Source organism: Streptomyces sp. NPDC093089, assembly GCF_044754405.1.
In the GTDB taxonomy this organism is placed as follows: domain Bacteria; phylum Actinomycetota; class Actinomycetes; order Streptomycetales; family Streptomycetaceae; genus Streptomyces.
Genome location: NZ_JBIVPA010000009.1, coordinates 387,635 through 402,648 on the forward strand (window position 1 = coordinate 387,635; position 15,014 = coordinate 402,648).

The 15,014-nt window shown below is 73.2% G+C and carries 17 protein-coding genes and 2 pseudogenes; 11 read left to right on the forward strand and 8 right to left on the reverse strand.

All coding sequences use genetic code 11. The features are described from left to right. The first annotated feature begins 15 nt into the window (after positions 1-15). Entirely contained in the window at positions 16-417 is a 402-nt protein-coding gene (locus tag ACIQFX_RS23255; RefSeq protein ID WP_402466473.1) for a Rieske 2Fe-2S domain-containing protein, read from the forward strand. Here the strand turns inward: ACIQFX_RS23255 and ACIQFX_RS23260 are convergent. Next, positions 404-1,084, reverse strand: a complete 681-nt coding sequence (locus ACIQFX_RS23260) for a cysteine hydrolase (RefSeq protein ID WP_402466475.1) — start codon at positions 1,082-1,084, stop codon at positions 404-406. The two genes, ACIQFX_RS23255 and ACIQFX_RS23260, sit on opposite strands and share 14 nt — an antisense overlap. A gap of 76 nt (positions 1,085-1,160) precedes the next feature. Between ACIQFX_RS23260 and ACIQFX_RS23265 the strand changes: the two genes are divergently transcribed. Continuing rightward, complete coding sequence (locus ACIQFX_RS23265) at positions 1,161-1,628, forward strand: pyridoxamine 5'-phosphate oxidase family protein (RefSeq protein WP_402466477.1); 468 nt, start codon at positions 1,161-1,163, stop codon at positions 1,626-1,628. A gap of 68 nt (positions 1,629-1,696) precedes the next feature. Here the strand turns inward: ACIQFX_RS23265 and ACIQFX_RS23270 are convergent. Together ACIQFX_RS23270 and ACIQFX_RS23275 are read right to left on the reverse strand one after the other, a co-directional pair. Then, a pseudogene (locus tag ACIQFX_RS23270) lies at positions 1,697-2,242 on the reverse strand (hypothetical protein). A 67-nt stretch (positions 2,243-2,309) separates the two neighbouring features. Then, positions 2,310-3,212 carry a LysR family transcriptional regulator gene (locus ACIQFX_RS23275; protein WP_402466479.1) on the reverse strand — a complete coding sequence of 301 codons (903 nt, stop codon included), beginning with the start codon at positions 3,210-3,212 and terminating at the stop codon, positions 2,310-2,312. A 73-nt stretch (positions 3,213-3,285) separates the two neighbouring features. Between ACIQFX_RS23275 and ACIQFX_RS23280 the strand changes: the two genes are divergently transcribed. After that, a complete protein-coding gene (locus ACIQFX_RS23280; protein WP_402466482.1) occupies positions 3,286-4,269 on the forward strand; it encodes a DMT family transporter in 984 nt (327 codons plus the stop codon). A 193-nt stretch (positions 4,270-4,462) separates the two neighbouring features. Further along, the gene (locus tag ACIQFX_RS23285; protein WP_402466485.1) at positions 4,463-5,362 is read left to right on the forward strand and encodes a GNAT family N-acetyltransferase; all 900 of its coding nucleotides are present in this window, start codon (positions 4,463-4,465) and stop codon (positions 5,360-5,362) included. Positions 5,363-5,449: 87 nt separating this feature from the next. Here the strand turns inward: ACIQFX_RS23285 and ACIQFX_RS23290 are convergent, their stop codons facing one another. Next, entirely contained in the window at positions 5,450-6,784 is a 1,335-nt protein-coding gene (locus ACIQFX_RS23290; RefSeq protein WP_402466487.1) for an aminotransferase class I/II-fold pyridoxal phosphate-dependent enzyme, read from the reverse strand. A gap of 23 nt (positions 6,785-6,807) precedes the next feature. On the opposite strand from ACIQFX_RS23290, the gene ACIQFX_RS23295 reads away from it, so the two are divergent. Together ACIQFX_RS23295 and ACIQFX_RS23300 are read left to right on the forward strand one after the other, a co-directional pair. Continuing rightward, positions 6,808-7,566: a pyridoxamine 5'-phosphate oxidase family protein gene (locus ACIQFX_RS23295; RefSeq protein ID WP_402466490.1), complete on the forward strand. Its 759-nt coding sequence runs from the start codon at positions 6,808-6,810 to the stop codon at positions 7,564-7,566. Between the two features lie 17 nt (positions 7,567-7,583). Further along, a complete protein-coding gene (locus ACIQFX_RS23300; protein ID WP_402466493.1) occupies positions 7,584-8,228 on the forward strand; it encodes an FMN-binding negative transcriptional regulator in 645 nt (214 codons plus the stop codon). Between the two features lie 44 nt (positions 8,229-8,272). Here the strand turns inward: ACIQFX_RS23300 and ACIQFX_RS23305 are convergent, their stop codons facing one another. From ACIQFX_RS23305 to ACIQFX_RS23315, 3 genes are all read right to left on the reverse strand, one after another. Continuing rightward, entirely contained in the window at positions 8,273-9,241 is a 969-nt protein-coding gene (locus ACIQFX_RS23305) for a DMT family transporter (RefSeq protein WP_402466496.1), read from the reverse strand. Positions 9,242-9,415: 174 nt separating this feature from the next. Beyond that, positions 9,416-10,468, reverse strand: coding sequence for an EamA family transporter (locus tag ACIQFX_RS23310; RefSeq protein WP_402466498.1), 1,053 nt, complete (start codon positions 10,466-10,468; stop codon positions 9,416-9,418). Positions 10,469-10,509: 41 nt separating this feature from the next. After that, a complete protein-coding gene (locus ACIQFX_RS23315) occupies positions 10,510-11,322 on the reverse strand; it encodes a Clp protease N-terminal domain-containing protein (RefSeq protein WP_402466500.1) in 813 nt (270 codons plus the stop codon). A 196-nt stretch (positions 11,323-11,518) separates the two neighbouring features. Between ACIQFX_RS23315 and ACIQFX_RS23320 the strand changes: the two genes are divergently transcribed. Together ACIQFX_RS23320 and ACIQFX_RS23325 are read left to right on the forward strand one after the other, a co-directional pair. Further along, a complete protein-coding gene (locus ACIQFX_RS23320; RefSeq protein WP_402466502.1) occupies positions 11,519-11,743 on the forward strand; it encodes a hypothetical protein in 225 nt (74 codons plus the stop codon). A 68-nt stretch (positions 11,744-11,811) separates the two neighbouring features. Beyond that, a complete protein-coding gene (locus tag ACIQFX_RS23325; RefSeq protein WP_402466505.1) occupies positions 11,812-12,240 on the forward strand; it encodes an SRPBCC family protein in 429 nt (142 codons plus the stop codon). An 83-nt stretch (positions 12,241-12,323) separates the two neighbouring features. Here ACIQFX_RS23325 and ACIQFX_RS23330 read toward each other — a convergent pair whose 3' ends face one another. Next, complete coding sequence (locus ACIQFX_RS23330) at positions 12,324-12,941, reverse strand: PadR family transcriptional regulator (protein ID WP_402466508.1); 618 nt, start codon at positions 12,939-12,941, stop codon at positions 12,324-12,326. A 299-nt stretch (positions 12,942-13,240) separates the two neighbouring features. On the opposite strand from ACIQFX_RS23330, the gene ACIQFX_RS23335 reads away from it, so the two are divergent. The 3 genes and pseudogenes from ACIQFX_RS23335 to ACIQFX_RS23345 form a co-directional block, all read left to right on the forward strand. Continuing rightward, positions 13,241-13,759, forward strand: a complete 519-nt coding sequence (locus ACIQFX_RS23335) for a toxin-antitoxin system HicB family antitoxin (protein ID WP_402466510.1) — start codon at positions 13,241-13,243, stop codon at positions 13,757-13,759. Between the two features lie 86 nt (positions 13,760-13,845). Then, positions 13,846-14,691 (forward strand): DUF4097 family beta strand repeat-containing protein, encoded by an 846-nt coding sequence (locus ACIQFX_RS23340; RefSeq protein ID WP_402466513.1) that lies wholly within the window; start codon positions 13,846-13,848, stop codon positions 14,689-14,691. 180 nt (positions 14,692-14,871) lie between these two features. Further along, positions 14,872-15,014 (forward strand): annotated as a pseudogene (locus ACIQFX_RS23345) (ABC transporter); the annotation flags it as partial.

Genomic DNA, 15,014 nt, shown 5'->3' on the forward strand with positions numbered 1-15,014 from the left:
GAAGAGGGGCAGTACATGAGCGGAGTGGCACGCCGGACGGTGGTCGCGGCGGCGGGCAGCGCGGGCCTGGTGGCGGCGCTCGCCGCCTGCGGCGGCGGCTCGGACGACAAGAACACGGCAGCGGAGGGCGGCGCCACGCTCGCCCGGACCGGCGACATCCCGGTGGGCGGCGGGAAGGTGCTCGCCGACCAGGGGCTGGTGATCACCCAGCCGAAGGCCGGCGAGTTCAAGGCCTTCTCCTCGAAGTGCACCCACGCGGGCTGCGCCGTCAGCTCCGTCAAGGACGGCGCCATCGTCTGCCCGTGCCACCAGAGCCACTTCGACGTGTCGGACGGCAGCGTGAAGTCCGGCCCGGCGACCTCACCCCTGCCGCCGACGCCGATCCAGGTGGTGGGCGACGAGATCAGCCTCGGCTGACGGCGCCTCCGGTCAACCCGGGACCGCGGGGGGCCTTCCAGCAGCCCAGCACCTCGTCGGTCGTGGTGATCGTGGCGACGAGGGCGAGGGTGTGACGGATCATCGCGGGGGTGTAGTCGGCCGGCACCCCCGCGATGGCGTCCCCGGGCACGACCACCGTGTAGCCGCGGTTCACGGCGTCGAACACCGCGTTGGGCACGGCCACGTTGGCCGAGACGCCGGTGACGATCAGCGTCCGGCAGCCGAGGTTGCGGAGCAGTGCGTCGACGTCGGTGCCGGCGAGCGGCGAGAGCCCGTGCAGGCGCCGGACCACGAGGTCCTCGTCGGCGACCTCGATCGGCGCGGCGACCCGTACCGCCCTGCTGCCGCTGTGCTGCTGCACGGGCAGCCGGCCGGCGGCCCGGAACAGCCGGGCGTTGCTGTTGGCCCCCCGACCGTCGGGGCGCCGCTCCGCGACGGCGTGCATCACCTGGACGTCCGCCCGGTGCGCCGCGGCGACCAGCCGGGCGACGTTCCGCAGGGCGCCCGACCGGCGGGCGGCGGTGGCCAGTTCGGGCAGGGCGCTGTCCGGGCCGACGACCCCCTCCTGGCATTCGACGGTGAGCAGGACGACGCCGCCGTCCGGGCGGAGCCGTTCCCCGAGCCGTTCTGCCGAACTCTGACCCATGGTCTCCCCTTGCACGCGCGCGGATGGCCCTCCATGCTTTCTGACGTCTCATCAGAAATCTAGAAGGGTGCGGACGATGACCGTCGCACAGCGCCGTGGACGCCGGATCATGATGACCCCGGCCGAGCTCGACTCCTTCCTCGCCGAACAGCGCACCTGTCGGGTCGCGACCGTCTCCGCCGACGGCCGCCCGCACGTCAGCGCGCTCTGGTTCGCCTGGGACGGGACCTCGCTGTGGCTGTACTCGCTGACCCGCAGCCGCCGCTGGGCGGAACTGCGCGCCGACCCGAGGATCGCGGTCGTGGTCGACGACGGCGAGGAGTACGGCGACCTCCGCGGGGTCGAGCTCTCGGGAACGGCCGTCTTCGTCGGCGAGTCCCCGCGCACCGGCGAGCCGTGCCCCGAACTCGACGTCCCCGAACAGCTCTTCGCCGCCAAGAACTTCGGCCTCGACGCCATGCCCCACGACGGCCGCCACGCCTGGCTCCGCCTCACCCCGGACGCCGTCGCCTCCTGGGACTTCCGCAAACTCGCCGCCCCTTGACCGACCGGGCACCGGCGGGGACCAAGAGGGGCTTTCCGGATCCGGACCCGACCCCGAGTGGCGAGAACCTACTCGGATGCGCCCGCCAGCCATCTGGTGGCGCCCACGACCTCGCGCGCCATGTCGACGACGGTCCGTCCGTCGGTCGCCACTCGCACCGCGTCCAGGGGCGCCTGCTCATCCAGAATCCGCGCCTTGCGGGCGCTGCCCTCCAACTCCTGCTCCAGCTCCGATCCCAGTTCCCGACCGGTCAGCCGCTCACGAGCGGTGGCATCGGACGCGGTGAGCACCACCCGCACGATCCGGACGTCCGCACCCATGGCGCGCCGGAACATGCCCTCGTTCTCAGCCAGAACGCTCACCGTGTACGTGTAGATCAAACGGCGGTACCCGAGCTCGGTGTGGTTCGACCAGAGCGTCGTCAGATTGCGCTCGGCGATCTTCCTGCGGCACGGGTCCCCCTACGGAGCGGGATGGGCCTGCCCCATGAAGTCACCTTCGATCACACAATGAGCAACCATCGCAGCACGCAGCCGCGCCGGGACCTCCCATCCCACCGTCGTCTTGCCGACGCCGGCGCGCCCTCCGATGAGCAATACCTCTGCATGATCCATAACTGCAGCCTGCCACCGCGCAGTCGAACCACGCGAACCGAACGTGCGCGGATCGGGGAGACAGGACCTAGCTCCCCAGAGGCTCCGCCGCCGCCCGCAGCGCCGCGACGACCGCCCGTACGGAGGGCCGGCGGCCCGCGTCGGCGCGCCAGGTCGCGTAGATGTGCCGCCGCACCTGCTGCCGTACGGGCACGAAGACGACCCCGTCCGGAACCGGGCGACCGAGCCGGGGGGTGACGCACACGCCGAGCCCGGCGGCGACGAGGGCCAGCTGGGTGTGGTGCTCCCCCGCGAGGTGTCCGATGCGCGGCTCGATGCCCTGCGAGCGCAGGGTGAACATCAGCCAGTCGTGGCAGAACTCCCCCTCGGGCCAGGACACCCACTCCTCGTCGGCGAAGTCCTCCAGGTCCACGGCCTCGCGGCCGGCCAGCGGATGCCCGGCGGGCAGGGCGACGTCGGCGGCGTCGTCGAGGAGGTGGGCACGCTCCAGTCCACCGGGCACGGGCGCCCGCTTGTTGCTCCAGTCCAGGACGAGGGCGAGGTCCGCGTCGCCGCGCAGCACCGCGCGCACGCCCTGCTCGGGTTCCAGCTCCGTCGTGCGGACCCGGAGCTCGGGGTGCCCTTCGCGCAGGGCGGCGAGGGTGGCGGGGAAGAGCCCCCGGGCCGCCGTGGGGAAGGCCGCGGCGCGGACCTCGCCGACCACCTGCCCCCGCTGGGCCTCGATGTCGGCCTGGGCCATCTGGACCTGGGACAGGATGCGGGCGGCGTGCTCGGCGAGCAGCAGTCCGGCGTCCGTGAGCCGCACGCCACGGCCGTTCTTGGCGAGCAGCTGCTGGCCGACCTCGCGCTCCAGCTTGGACAGCTGCTGGGAGACGGCCGAGGTCGTGACGTGCAGTCCGTCGGCCGCGCCGCTGACCGAACCGTGCCGGGCGACGGCGTCGAGGGTGCGCAGGCGCTCCAGGTTCAACATGTAAGCGATCCTAAGGGAACGGGTCGAGGAATTCTCGCTTGTCCTAAGAGGTGGGGCCCGTCACCCTGACTGCATGAGCTCCGCAGCCCCGGCCACCGCCCGCACCTCACGCCTGCTCGACTGGCGCGTCCGCTTCGGCGCGCTCGCGCTGATCTGGGGCTTCAGCTTCCTCTTCATCAAGGTCGGCACGGAGGGCTTCGCCCCGTTCCAGGTGACCTTCGGCCGGCTGCTCTTCGGTACGGCGGTCCTCGCCGTCGCGCTCGTCGTGAAGCGCGACCGGCTGCCCCGGGGCGCCCGCACCTGGGGTCACCTCACCGTCGCGGCCCTGCTCCTCAACGCCCTGCCGTTCTCCCTCTTCGCGTACGCCGAGCTGACCATCCCCTCGACGCTCGCGGGCATCTGCAACGCGACGACGCCGCTCTGGGGCATGCTCCTCTCCCTCGTCGCCCTCTCCGAGGACCGCCCGACCCGGGTCCGGGCCGCCGGCCTGGGCATCGGCTTCATGGGGGTCCTCACCGTGCTCGGCGCCTGGCAGGGCTTCTCCGGCATCGACGTGACGGGCACCGCCCTCGCCCTCCTCGCCTCCTTCAGCTACGCCGTGGGCTGGATCTACGTCCGCCGCACCCTCGCCGGCACCGGCGCCTCCCATCTCTCCCTCGCCACCTCCCAGGTGGGCGTCGCCACCCTGCAACTGGCCGCGATCACCCCCCTCTTCACTTCCCTCCCGAAGTCCGTCGAGGTCCTCCCCCTGCTCGCGGTCATCGCCCTCGGCGCCCTCGGCACCGGCTACGCGATGCTCCTCCAGTACGGCGTCGTCGCCGAGGTCGGCCCGACCACGGCCTCCATGGTCACGTACTTCATTCCCGTCATCGCGACCACGGCCGGCGTCGCCCTCCTCGACGAGCACCTCACCTGGAACACCCCCCTCGGCGCCCTCGTCGTCCTCGCCGGCGCCGCCCTCACCCAGACCCGCACCTCCTCCCGCACCCCGTCCACTCCCCCCACCCCTGCCTCCCCCACCCCCACTCCGGCCCGCCATCCGGCCGGCCGCCCCTGACGGCGGAAATCCGTGGACGGACCCAGGGAAGATCACGTAACGTCGGGCTTCACGCCCTGAGAAGAACGGAAGGAGGCGAGTGCCGTGCGGTTCACACCTTTCCAGCGCTCCCTGCTCCGCTGCCCCGGCGTGTTTCGTGTTTCGTGAGTTCTGACCGGGAGCGCTCCAAGCAGCCTTCATCCCGGAGGAATCCATGACCGATCCGGTCATCCGTGCGCTCTCCGCGAGCGACGCCCATCTCTTCGACGCACTCCCCGACCCCCTCGGCGCCCGTGAAGGCCATCGGCGCACCCGGTTCCGCCCCGACTGGAAGCGCGTCGCCCTGCGCGACGGCGAGGTCGTCGCACGCGGCGCCTGGTGGGGCGGCCCCGACGACGCGGAGCCCGTCAACATCAACTGGTTCGACGTGGCCGAGGGCGCGGAGGACGCCGGGGCCGAACTCCTGCGCTCCGCCCCCTGGCAGGTCGAACTCGAGATCAACCTGCCCGGCGGCTGGCGGGACGAGAGCGATCTGCGCGCGGCCGCCGAGGCGCGCTTCACCGCCGCGCGTGCCGCGGGGTACGAACTCCTCGTGGAGCGCTTCCTGTACCGCTGGACCCCGGACCGGGGTCTGCCCGAGCGGCCCGGGCGCCTGCGGTTCAGCGCCGAACCCGACGACGCCGTGTTCTTCGACGCGCTGCGCCGCATCCACTCCGCCACCCTGGACGTCCACGCGCTCAGGGCCGTCGAGGAGGGCGGCGTCGACCGGGCCGCCCAGGAGGAACTCGACTTCTTCCACTGGTGCCCCTCCCCGCGGGAGTGGTGGCAGGTCGCGCACACGCCGGAGGGCGATCTGGCCGGCATCCACATCCCGGCCCACAATCCTTCCGGCCCGACCATCGGCTTCATCGGGGTCGTCCCGGAACAGCGCGGTCGCGGATACGCCTACGACCTCCTCGCGGAGTGCACCCACTTCCTCGTCGAGCAGGGCGCGGAGTTCGTCAGCGCGGCGACGGACCGGACCAACGCCCCCATGGCAGCGAACTTCGCCAAGGCCGGCTTCCCCGTCACGCGTGAGCGCATCAACTTCCACCCGACGGGCGGCGCGTCCTAGCGAGGAGTAGCACGCGGTGAGCGGTCCGGTCCGAGGACAGGCCCGGACCGCCTCACCCGTAGGGTCCGAGGACAGGCCCGGACCGCCTCACCCGTAGCTCCTCACCGGCCCCACCCGTACCACCCGCGCCACCGCTTCCCCCAGTACCTCGACGTCCCCCGCCGCGAGCCCCGACACCGTCACCCGCACCCCCGCCCCCGCGTTCATCCGGAACCGCGCTCCGGGCGCGACCGCCCATCCCTCGCCCACGAGACCCGCGACGGCGGCCGTCTCGTCGGCGACCGGCACCCAGACGTTCATGCCGCTGCGCCCGTGGGCGACGACGCCGCGGCGGGCGAGGGCGCGGACGAGGCCGTCCCGTCGCTCGCCGTAGGAGCGGGCGACGAGGGCGGGGTCGACGGCGCCGGCGGCCCACAGGTGGGCGACGGTCCGCTGGAGGAGCCGGCTGACCCAGCCGGGGCCGAGCTGCTGTCGGCCGAGCACGCGGTCGACGGTCTCGGCGTCGCCGGTGAAGGCGGCGATGCGCAGGTCGGGGCCGTAGGCCTTGGCGACCGAGCGGACGAGGACCCAGTGGCCGGTGACGCCGGCGAGCGGGTGGAGCGGCTGGGCGACGATGCCGTGCCCGTGGTCGTCCTCGACGAGCAGGACGTCCGGGTGTGCGCCGAGCACGCGGCGCAGGGCCCGCGCCCGGTCCGCGGTGACGCACGCGCCGGTGGGGTTCTGGGCCCGGTCGGTGACGATCACGGCGCGGGCGCCGTCCTGGCCGATGGCGCGCTCGACCTCTTCGGGCAGGGGTCCTTCGTCGTCGACGGCGATGGGCACGGGGCGCAGTCCGAGCGCCGGCACGAGGTCGAGGAGGCTGCCCCAGCCGGGGTCCTCGACGGCGACGGCGTCGCCGGGCCTGAGGTGGGCGGAGAGGACGCGTTCGACGGCGTCGAGGGAGCCCGAGGCGACGCCGACGGGGCCGTCCGGCACGCCGTCCGCGTCGAAGGCGGCGCGCGCGAGGCGCCCGAACTCCTCGTCGACCGGAGCCTCTCCGTACAGCCCCGGGTGTTCGGCGTACCGCCGGGCGACCTCGGCGAACGCCTCGCCGAGCGGCGGCAGCAGGGCGGGGTCGGGGCTGCCGTTGCTCACGTCCCGCACCCCCGGGGGCGCGTCCGCGCGGAGGGCGCCGCGCGCGGTCGTGGCGGGTCGTGCACGGACGCGGCTGCCGCGGCGACCGTCCGTCTCGATGACGCCGCGCTCGCGCAGGGTGCGGTAGGCGGCGGCGACGGTGTTCGCGTTGACACCGAGAGTCTGGGCCAACTCCCTCATCGGTGGCAGAAGTTGGCCGGGCTCCAGGGCTCCGGCCCCGACCCCTCGCTCGACGCTGGCGGCAATGTCCGATGCGCGGCGACCTTCGATCCGATACTCTCCTAGCACAAACGAGATTATGCACTAGTGCAATGGAGTTCGCAATGACCGCCGCCGAGACGACCGAGCCCACCGCCGTCACCGACGCGAACGCGTCCACGGACAGGAACGCGGCCACGGACACGGACACGGCCGACGCGTACACGCCGACCGACCGGACCGTGCCCACCCGCTCCCGTCAGCGGGCCTCGTACGACAAGGCCCTGGTCCACTCGATACTCGACGAGGCGTACGTCTGCCACCTCGGCTTCGTGCGCGACGGAGCGCCGGTCGTCCTGCCGACGCTGTACGGCCGGGTCGGCGACCGGCTCTACGTCCACGGCTCCACGGGCTCGCGCCCGCTGCGCGCCGCGGGCGACGGCGTGGAGGCCCCCGGTCTGCCGGTCTGCCTCACCGTGACCCACGTCGACGGCCTGGTCCTGGCCCGTTCGGCGTTCCACCACTCGCTCAACTACCGGTCGGTCGTCGTCCACGGCACCGCCCACCAGGTGACCGACCCGGAGGAACTGCGCACCGCCCTCGACGCGCTGGTGGACCACGTCGTCCCCGGCCGCTCGGCCGACTCGCGCCCGGGCAACGCCAAGGAGCTCGCCGCCACCGCCGTGATCCGGCTCGACCTGGACGAGGTCTCGGCGAAGGTCCGCACCGGCGGCCCCAACGACGACCCCGAGGACCTCGACCTGCCCCACTGGTCGGGCGTGGTCCCCGTACGGACCGGCTACGGCGCCCCGGTCCCGGCCGACGACCTCGACCCGGCCGTCGCCCTGCCCGACTACCTCGCCGCGCTCTGAGGACGGACGGACCGACGATGCTGATCCACCCCTGGGACGCCGCCCACGACGAGGGCGAGTGGCGCGCCTGGCTCGCCCGCCACGACTTCGGCCAGCTCGCCGTCAACGGCCTGCCCGGCGAACCGCCGTGGGTGCAACCGCTGCACTTCCGGTACGACTCCGAGCCCGGCCGTCACGGCCGGGTGCTCGCCCATCTCGCCCGGCCCAACCCGCTGTGGCGCGCCCTCGACGCGAACCCGACGGTCCTCCTGAGCGTGGTCGACGACTACGTCTTCGTCCCGGGCCCGTGGACGGCTCCCGAGGGCGCGCCGGCCGAACACGGCACCCCCACCTCGTACTACGCGGCCGTCCAGCTGCGCTGCACCGCGCACGTGGTCGACGACCCGGCGGAGAAGGCCGACCTCCTCGACCGCCAGGTCGCCCACTTCCAGCCGGACGGCGGCACCGCCCGGGTCGCGCCGGGCGAGGCCCCGTTCGGCCGCATGCTGTCGGGGATCCGCGTGCTGGACCTGGAGGTCACCGACGTACGGGCCAAGTTCAAGTACGCGGGCAACAAACCGCGGGACGTCCAGGACCGCGTCGCGGACCGGCTCGCCGAACGCGCCGGCCCCCGCGACCTGGCCGCCCGCGACCACCAGCTCCGCCGCCGCACCACCGACTGACGGCGACCGCTCGCACCACGCGCGAGGCCGCCGCCGCCATCGGCCTAGACCGCCACGGCGGCCTCCCGCCTGCGTTCCTCCACCGCCGTCCGGGCCTCCGCGAACGCGAGGCCGGTGACGGCGGCCAGCAGCAGCAGCGTGCCGAGGACGATCGCGGCGGTGAGCTCCTCGCCGAGCAGCGAGACGGCGATCACGGCCGCGCTCACCGGTTCCAGGAGCATGACCACGGACACCGTGGCCGCCCGGACGACGGCCGCCCCCGCGAAGTACAGGGCGTAGGCGAGCGCCGTCGGCACCGCGGCCACGTAGACGAGCAGGAGTACGACGCCGAGCGGCGCGTCCGTGTGCGGTACGAGTCCCTCCGCGAGCGCCATCGGCAGCAGCCCGAGGGCCCCGATGGCGAAGGCCCAGGTGGTGGTCGCCAGCGCGTCCGTGCCGCCGCCGTCCCGGCCGAGCCACCGGGTGAGCAGGGTGATCGCCGCGTACCCGGCCGCCGAGACGACCGCGAGGACGACTCCCAGCGGCCGGACCTCGGCCGCGCCGCCGCCGAGGACGAGCACGGCCAGTCCGGCGAGCGCCCCGGCGACGGCGGCGACCCCGCCGCGGCCGAGGCGCTCCCCCATGGTGAGCCGGGCGCCGACCGCGATGAGGACGGGGCCCGCGCCGAGGGTGACGACCGTGCCGACGGCCAGGCCGGTGGCCTGGACGGCGGCGAAGTACGCGCTCTGGAAGACGGTGAGCCCGATCCCCGTGCCGAGGATCCGGGCCGTCCGCCGGCCGCGCGACTCGTCGGCGGTACGCGCGGCGGCCCGCCGCGGCCGCAGCGCGAGCGCGCCGAGCAGCAGGACGAGGCCGCCGACGCAGCGCCAGAACGAGAGGGCCAGCGGGCCCATGTCACTGATCCGGAAGATCAGCGAGGCGGCGGCACCGGCCGTGCCCCAGGCGATTCCGGCGACGATCAGATAGAGGAGGCTCCGCCCGACGGACAGGGCGGATCCCGAGGAGTTCGACACGTGACTTCTCCGAGGAAGACAGGAGGGAAAGGTGATCGCTGGGCTCCGCGCGCGCAGCGACGAACCGCTCGGGGGCGAGGAGTAGCCCGGCCGAGCCCGGTCTTCGTCGAGGAACGTCTCCGCGCGCGCTAGGCGGCGGGAGGCGGAAGCACGGTCGAATGCATGGCCGTCACCCTACGAGGCGTTCCGTCCGGCCGACAACTCCGCACCCCGCCCGACCGCGTCCCCATCAGTTCCGGCACCGGCACCGGAACCAGAACCGGTGTCGGCCCCGTCCTCCGCTCCCGCGGCGGACCCCGCCACCGGCGCGGACGGAGAAGCCTTCGGCGTCGACGACTGTGCGATGAAGGCCCCGACGAGGACGACCGCGCCGCCGATGATCTGCGGCGCCTCCAGGTGCTCACCCAGCAGGACCCAGGCCAGGACCGTGGCGATGACGGCCTCCAGGCAGGCCACGACTCCCGCCACCTGCGGGGACAGCCGGCGCACCGAGATGACTCCGGTGACGTACGCGAGGACGGTGGCGATCAGCACGATCCACCCGAGCAGCAGCCACGCGGGCACGCTGCTGCCGTCCATGTCGGCGCTGCCGCCGAGCAGCGCCCAGTCCATGCCCCACGGGCGGGCCAGGACCGTGAGGACCAGCGAGCCGATGAGCAGTCCGTACGCGATGACGCCGAGCGGATCGGCCTGCCCGGCCTCGTCGGAGCCCTGGTCGGAGAGGACGAAGTAGCCGACCTGGCAGCACGCGGCGGCGAGCGCGAGGAGCAGGCCGAGGAGGTCGAAGCTCAACCCCGACCAGACCTGGACGACGCACGCGAGACCGCCGGCGGCGAGGACCACGCCGACGGCGGCGGCGCGGGTGACCGGGCGGCGCTGGACGAACCGGACCCAGCCCAGGACGAGCGCGGGCGCGAGGTATTCGATGAGCAGCGCGACGCCGACGGGTATCCGGGAGATGGAGGCGAAGTAGAAGGCCTGGACACCGGCGACGGCGAGCAGGCCGAAGCCCACGAGGAGGGCCGGTTTGCGGCGCAGCAGGTCCCGGTGGCGCCAGGCCACGGGCAGCATGACGAGCGCGGCGCCGGTGACCCGGAGCCACACGACATGGAGCGGGTCGAGTCCCGCCTCGATGAGCGGCTTCGCCGCCACACCTGAACCACCGAATGCGAAGGCCGAGGCCAGGGCTAGTCCCAGGCCGGCGCTTCTCCCCTGAGACGCGTGCATCCGGCCATGATGACAGGACGCAGTCAGGTGCGTAACCCCCGTTACACCTGTTGAGACGGCCCCTCACCGCGCCTGTCGACACGGACGTCCGCGGGGACGTCCGGAAAGCCGTCGACGACCACCTCGGTACGGGCCTCCGACCCGGCGTCGACGAGCACCCCGGAACCGGCGCCAGGGCCGGCGTCGACGAGCACGCCAGGGCCGACACCCGACCCGGCGTCAACGAGCACACCAGGGCCGACACCCGCCCCGGCACCAACGAGCACACCAGGGCCGGCGCCCGGCCCGGCATCGGTCCGCACGTCGGTCCGGCCGTCGATGCCGGCGGCCAGCGCGGCCGGGTCGACCCCCGCGCGGCGCAGCACCTCCGCGGCCCGGCACTCCGGATCGGCGGCGATGGCGGCGAGCAGGTCGAGGCCGCGCGCGCGGTCCTCGCCGCGCGCGGCGGCCCGGCGGAAAGTGCCCTCCAGGGCGACGGCCGCCGCGGGCGACCAACCGGAGGCCCGGGCGCCCTGCGGTTCGGCCCCGCGGACGGCGGGGAGCAGACGCCCGGCGCCGGAGTCCTCGACCGAGCGCTGCCAGCGGAGTCCGTACCCGATGGACCGCTGGGCGAGATAGCCGAGGACGCGGGCGAGCCGGCGGGTGTCGTCGAACGCGGCACCGGCCTCGGGGTCGGATTCGACGAGCGCGTGCAGGAGGTGCGCGGTGTCGATCTGGCGGTCGCCGTCCCGGAGGGCTCTGCGACGGGCGCCCGTCACGACCGCGGCGAGCGACGGCGTCAGGAAGGAGGTGAGCTCCGCTCGCAGGGCGACGGGCTGCCGGAGGGGCGGGGTGAGCGGGACGGGACTGTGCACCCTCCCACCTCATCAGGCGAGGGCGGCCGGGGCATCACCGGCGAGAAGCATGTCCGCATCCCACCGGAGTTGGGCACGGGTGCGCGGTTCCTCCTCCTTGCGGATGAGATTGCGCTCGATCGACCCGAGGGGCGCGCGCCGCCTTGCTTCACGCCCCTGCTGCAACCACGGACCCTCCGCCACACGTCTTCCGGTCGTGTTCTGGATGGTGGCTCTGCTCGCGCTCGACGGGCGGCAGTACGTGTACCGGGTGTACGCACCCCGGGAGGCGCTGCCGGGCGATCTGTTCTGGGCCGCGTTCCACTGCCACGAGGAGGACGGCGCACCCCGCGCGTCCGACAGCTTCGACGCCTCGGAGATCTGGTGGATCGGCGACGGCGCGGGTCCGGCCACCGCAGAACTGACGGTTCATCAGTATTGAATGTTCACGGCCGCCCCGCTACGTTCCGCGACACCGGAACCCAGTTGGACGCGTGAAGGGGTGGTCTCATGGCCGAAGTCAGCGCGGAGGCACGGATCGAGGCGCCGGCGGGGAAGGTCTGGGCGCAGCTCACGGACTTCGCCTCGTACGGCGAGTGGAACGCCACCCACACCAACTTCCCGAACGGCGGCCCCGCTCCCCTGGAGGCGGGCGCCACCTTCACCGAGAACATGAAGCTGATGGGCTTCCCGGCCGAGGTGCTCTGGACGGTCGAGGAGCTGGAGTCCGAGCGGGCCTTCGCGATCAAGGGCAAGGGCCCGATGGGCGTCCTCGTCACCACCCGCTACTCGCTGGCGGCGGACGGGGACGCGACGACCGTGCGGATCGACGGCGAGTTCACCGGTGCGGCGGTCTCCCTGATGGCGGGCAAGCTGAAGGACTCGGCCACGGCGGCGCTGACCGAGTCCCTGCGCAAGCTGTCGGGCCTCGTCGTCTGAACCGCACACCCGGAAGGGCCCCGCAGCACACCGCCGCGGGGCCCTTCCCGTACGCACGCGCGTACGCCTTCCGCTCCGGCCGGTCAGTCTTCGTCGGCCAGGATCAGGTACAGCTTCTTGCGGGCCTCGTTGATCACGCCGACCGCCTTCTGGCGCTGCTCGGTGGTGCCGGTCTTCCAGACCTGCCCGAACGCCTCCATCAGACCGAAGCCGGCCTGCCGGATCTCGTTCACGGCCTCCCAGTCGACGCCGCGCCCGGCCTCCTCCCACGGGGCCTCCGGGCCCTGCTCGGCCTCGGCCCGCCCGGTGTCGGTGAGCGTGAACAGCTTCTTGCCGCCCTCGCTCGCGCTGGTGATCAGTCCCTCGTCCTCCAGCATCTGGAGGGTCGGGTAGACCGAACCCGGACTGGGCTTCCAGGCCCCGTCGCTGCGCTCGCCGATCTCGCGGATCATTTCGTAGCCGTGCATGGGCCGGTCCTTCAGCAGCGCCAGGATCGAGGCACGCACGTCACCGCGCCGCGCCCTTCCCCGACCGCCTCCGCGCCCCCGTCCGCCGAAGCCGCCCCCGAAGGGGCCGCCGCCGCCGAATCCGGGCCCGAACGAGCCGAACGCGGCCCGCCGCCCTTCGAAGTCCCCGCGGGGGCCGCAGCCTCCACGACCGGCTCCGTGTCCGTTTCCGTACTCGTGTCCATGTGAACGCATCGCAACGCTCCTTCCATCGGGATTCATCGTCGAACTGTCGCGATGCTTCAACGATATATCGGAACTGTTCGGTGAGCAACAGCCGTACACGCGCGGCGCACACCACCCCGAATGGCGCCACATGGCACCGCATGACGCCACCCGGTGCCACATGACGCCACCCCAACTCTCCCGACACCACCGACACACACCCCACCGGGGACACATCTCCGCAGGTCAAAGCCGCAGGAGAGCCATCCCCGCCAACGAGGCGCCACGAACGCTTGCACATGGCACCAAGGTGGTGCCATGATGGCGTCATGGACCTCACCCCGTATGTCGACACCCTCCGCCGCGAACTCGCGGTGGCCGCCGAAGCCGGCGGCGAGGAAGCCCGCGAGCTGGCCGACAGGCTCACCGCTCCCCTGGAGTCGGCGGCCCGGCTGACCATGCTCAACGTGCTCTCCGCGGCGACGGACGAGATCACCCGCGAACTCGCCCCCGGATCCGTCGACGTACGACTGCGAGGCCTCGACCCCGACTTCGTGGTGACGCTGCCGCCCACCGGCACCGGCACCTCCGCCGAACCCGCCACCTCCGCCGAACCGCTCCCGGCCCCGGCTCCCGCCGAGGGCGACGAGGGCGGCACCGCCCGCGTGAACCTGCGCCTGCCGGCCCACCTCAAGACCCGCGCCGAGGAGGCCGCGGCCCGTGAGGGCCTGTCGGTCAACGCGTGGCTGGTGCGCGCCGTGTCGGCCGCGGTCGACGGCGGCACCCGGCCGCGTACGACGGAGAAGTCCAGGACCGTCGGACAGAACTTCACGGGATGGGTGCGATAGCCCCGCCCCTCCCCGCCCGCACCACTTCACCCACACCACGTCCCACCAGCGGGGACGAACCGAAGACCCAAGAGGACGGGACAGCCATGCCTTCTTTCGACACTCCCGAACCGATCTCGGCCACGGCGCGCGTGGATGCCGGCTCCATCCAGTTCACGGCGAGCGACCGCCCCGACACCGTCGTCGAGGTGCGGCCCCGCGACCCGAAGAAGGACCAGGACGTCCGGACGGCCGACCAGACCGAGGTCTCGTACGCGGGCGGCGCCCTGACCATCAGGACGCCCAAGCAGCGCTACCTCGTCGGGCGCACCGGCACCGTCGACGTGACGGTCGAACTCCCCTCCGGCTCCAGCGTCGACCTCACCGGCGCCTGGGCCCAGGTGCTCGGCGAGGGCCGCCTCGGCGAGGTCCGGGTGAAGACCTCCGCCGGCGACGTACGCCTCGACACCACCGGCCCCCTGCACCTGACCGCGTCCCACGGCTCGATCACCGTGGACCGGGTCGAGGGCAGGGCCGAGATCACCACCAGCTCCGGCAGCATGCGCGTCGGCCTGATCGACGGCCCCGCCGTCCTGAAGAACTCGCACGGCACCACGACCGTCGGCACCGCGACCGGCGACCTGCGGGTGAGCGGCGCCCACGGCGACATCGACATCACGCGCGCCGCGGCCTCGGTCGTCGCCACCACCGCCCACGGCACCCTGCGCGTCGGCGAGGTCACCCGCGGCACCGTCCAGCTGGAGACCAACTACGGCGCCATCGAGGTCGGCATCAGCGAGGGCACCGCTGCCTGGCTCGACGTCGACTCCGGCTCCGGTCAGGTACGCAACACGCTCACCGCGTCCGAGACCCCCGCGGAGACCGAGGACACCGTCGAGGTACGCGCCCGCACCCGGCACGGCAACATCGACATCCGCCGCGCCCGCGGCTGACCTCGCACCACCTCACTTACGCCGCCGGCGTCACCGGCACCACCCGCGTCACCGGCCTCACCCACGTCACTGGCATCACCGGCACCACCCTGCCCAGCGACTCCGCCGAGCGACGCCACCCAGCCATCCCACCCAGCGACCTCACCCCTCGAACGGGAGGGCTCCATGCCTTCACCTGTCATGCCCACGCCCAGGCACACCGACGGCTCGTCCCCGTCACCCACCGCCACCGACCCGGCCATCGCCGCGCACGGGCTGCGCAAGTCCTACGGCGACAAGACCGTCCTCGACGGCATCGACCTGAACGTCCCCGAAGGAACCGT

Excerpts from the sequence above, each read along its gene's own strand:
- ACIQFX_RS23330 (WP_402466508.1), bottom strand. The coding sequence starts at position 12,941 with ATGCGTTCACATGGACACGAGTACGGAAACGGACACGGAGCCGGTCGT.
- ACIQFX_RS23275 (WP_402466479.1), bottom strand. The coding sequence starts at position 3,212 with ATGTTGAACCTGGAGCGCCTGCGCACCCTCGACGCCGTCGCCCGGCAC.
- ACIQFX_RS23325 (WP_402466505.1), top strand. The coding sequence starts at position 11,812 with ATGGCCGAAGTCAGCGCGGAGGCACGGATCGAGGCGCCGGCGGGGAAG.
- ACIQFX_RS23335 (WP_402466510.1), top strand. The coding sequence starts at position 13,241 with ATGGACCTCACCCCGTATGTCGACACCCTCCGCCGCGAACTCGCGGTG.
- ACIQFX_RS23295 (WP_402466490.1), top strand. The coding sequence starts at position 6,808 with ATGGAGTTCGCAATGACCGCCGCCGAGACGACCGAGCCCACCGCCGTC.
- ACIQFX_RS23310 (WP_402466498.1), bottom strand. The coding sequence starts at position 10,468 with ATGCACGCGTCTCAGGGGAGAAGCGCCGGCCTGGGACTAGCCCTGGCC.
- ACIQFX_RS23255 (WP_402466473.1), top strand. The coding sequence starts at position 16 with ATGAGCGGAGTGGCACGCCGGACGGTGGTCGCGGCGGCGGGCAGCGCG.
- ACIQFX_RS23300 (WP_402466493.1), top strand. The coding sequence starts at position 7,584 with ATGCTGATCCACCCCTGGGACGCCGCCCACGACGAGGGCGAGTGGCGC.
- ACIQFX_RS23340 (WP_402466513.1), top strand. The coding sequence starts at position 13,846 with ATGCCTTCTTTCGACACTCCCGAACCGATCTCGGCCACGGCGCGCGTG.
- ACIQFX_RS23280 (WP_402466482.1), top strand. The coding sequence starts at position 3,286 with ATGAGCTCCGCAGCCCCGGCCACCGCCCGCACCTCACGCCTGCTCGAC.
- ACIQFX_RS23285 (WP_402466485.1), top strand. The coding sequence starts at position 4,463 with ATGACCGATCCGGTCATCCGTGCGCTCTCCGCGAGCGACGCCCATCTC.
- ACIQFX_RS23265 (WP_402466477.1), top strand. The coding sequence starts at position 1,161 with ATGACCGTCGCACAGCGCCGTGGACGCCGGATCATGATGACCCCGGCC.
- ACIQFX_RS23260 (WP_402466475.1), bottom strand. The coding sequence starts at position 1,084 with ATGGGTCAGAGTTCGGCAGAACGGCTCGGGGAACGGCTCCGCCCGGAC.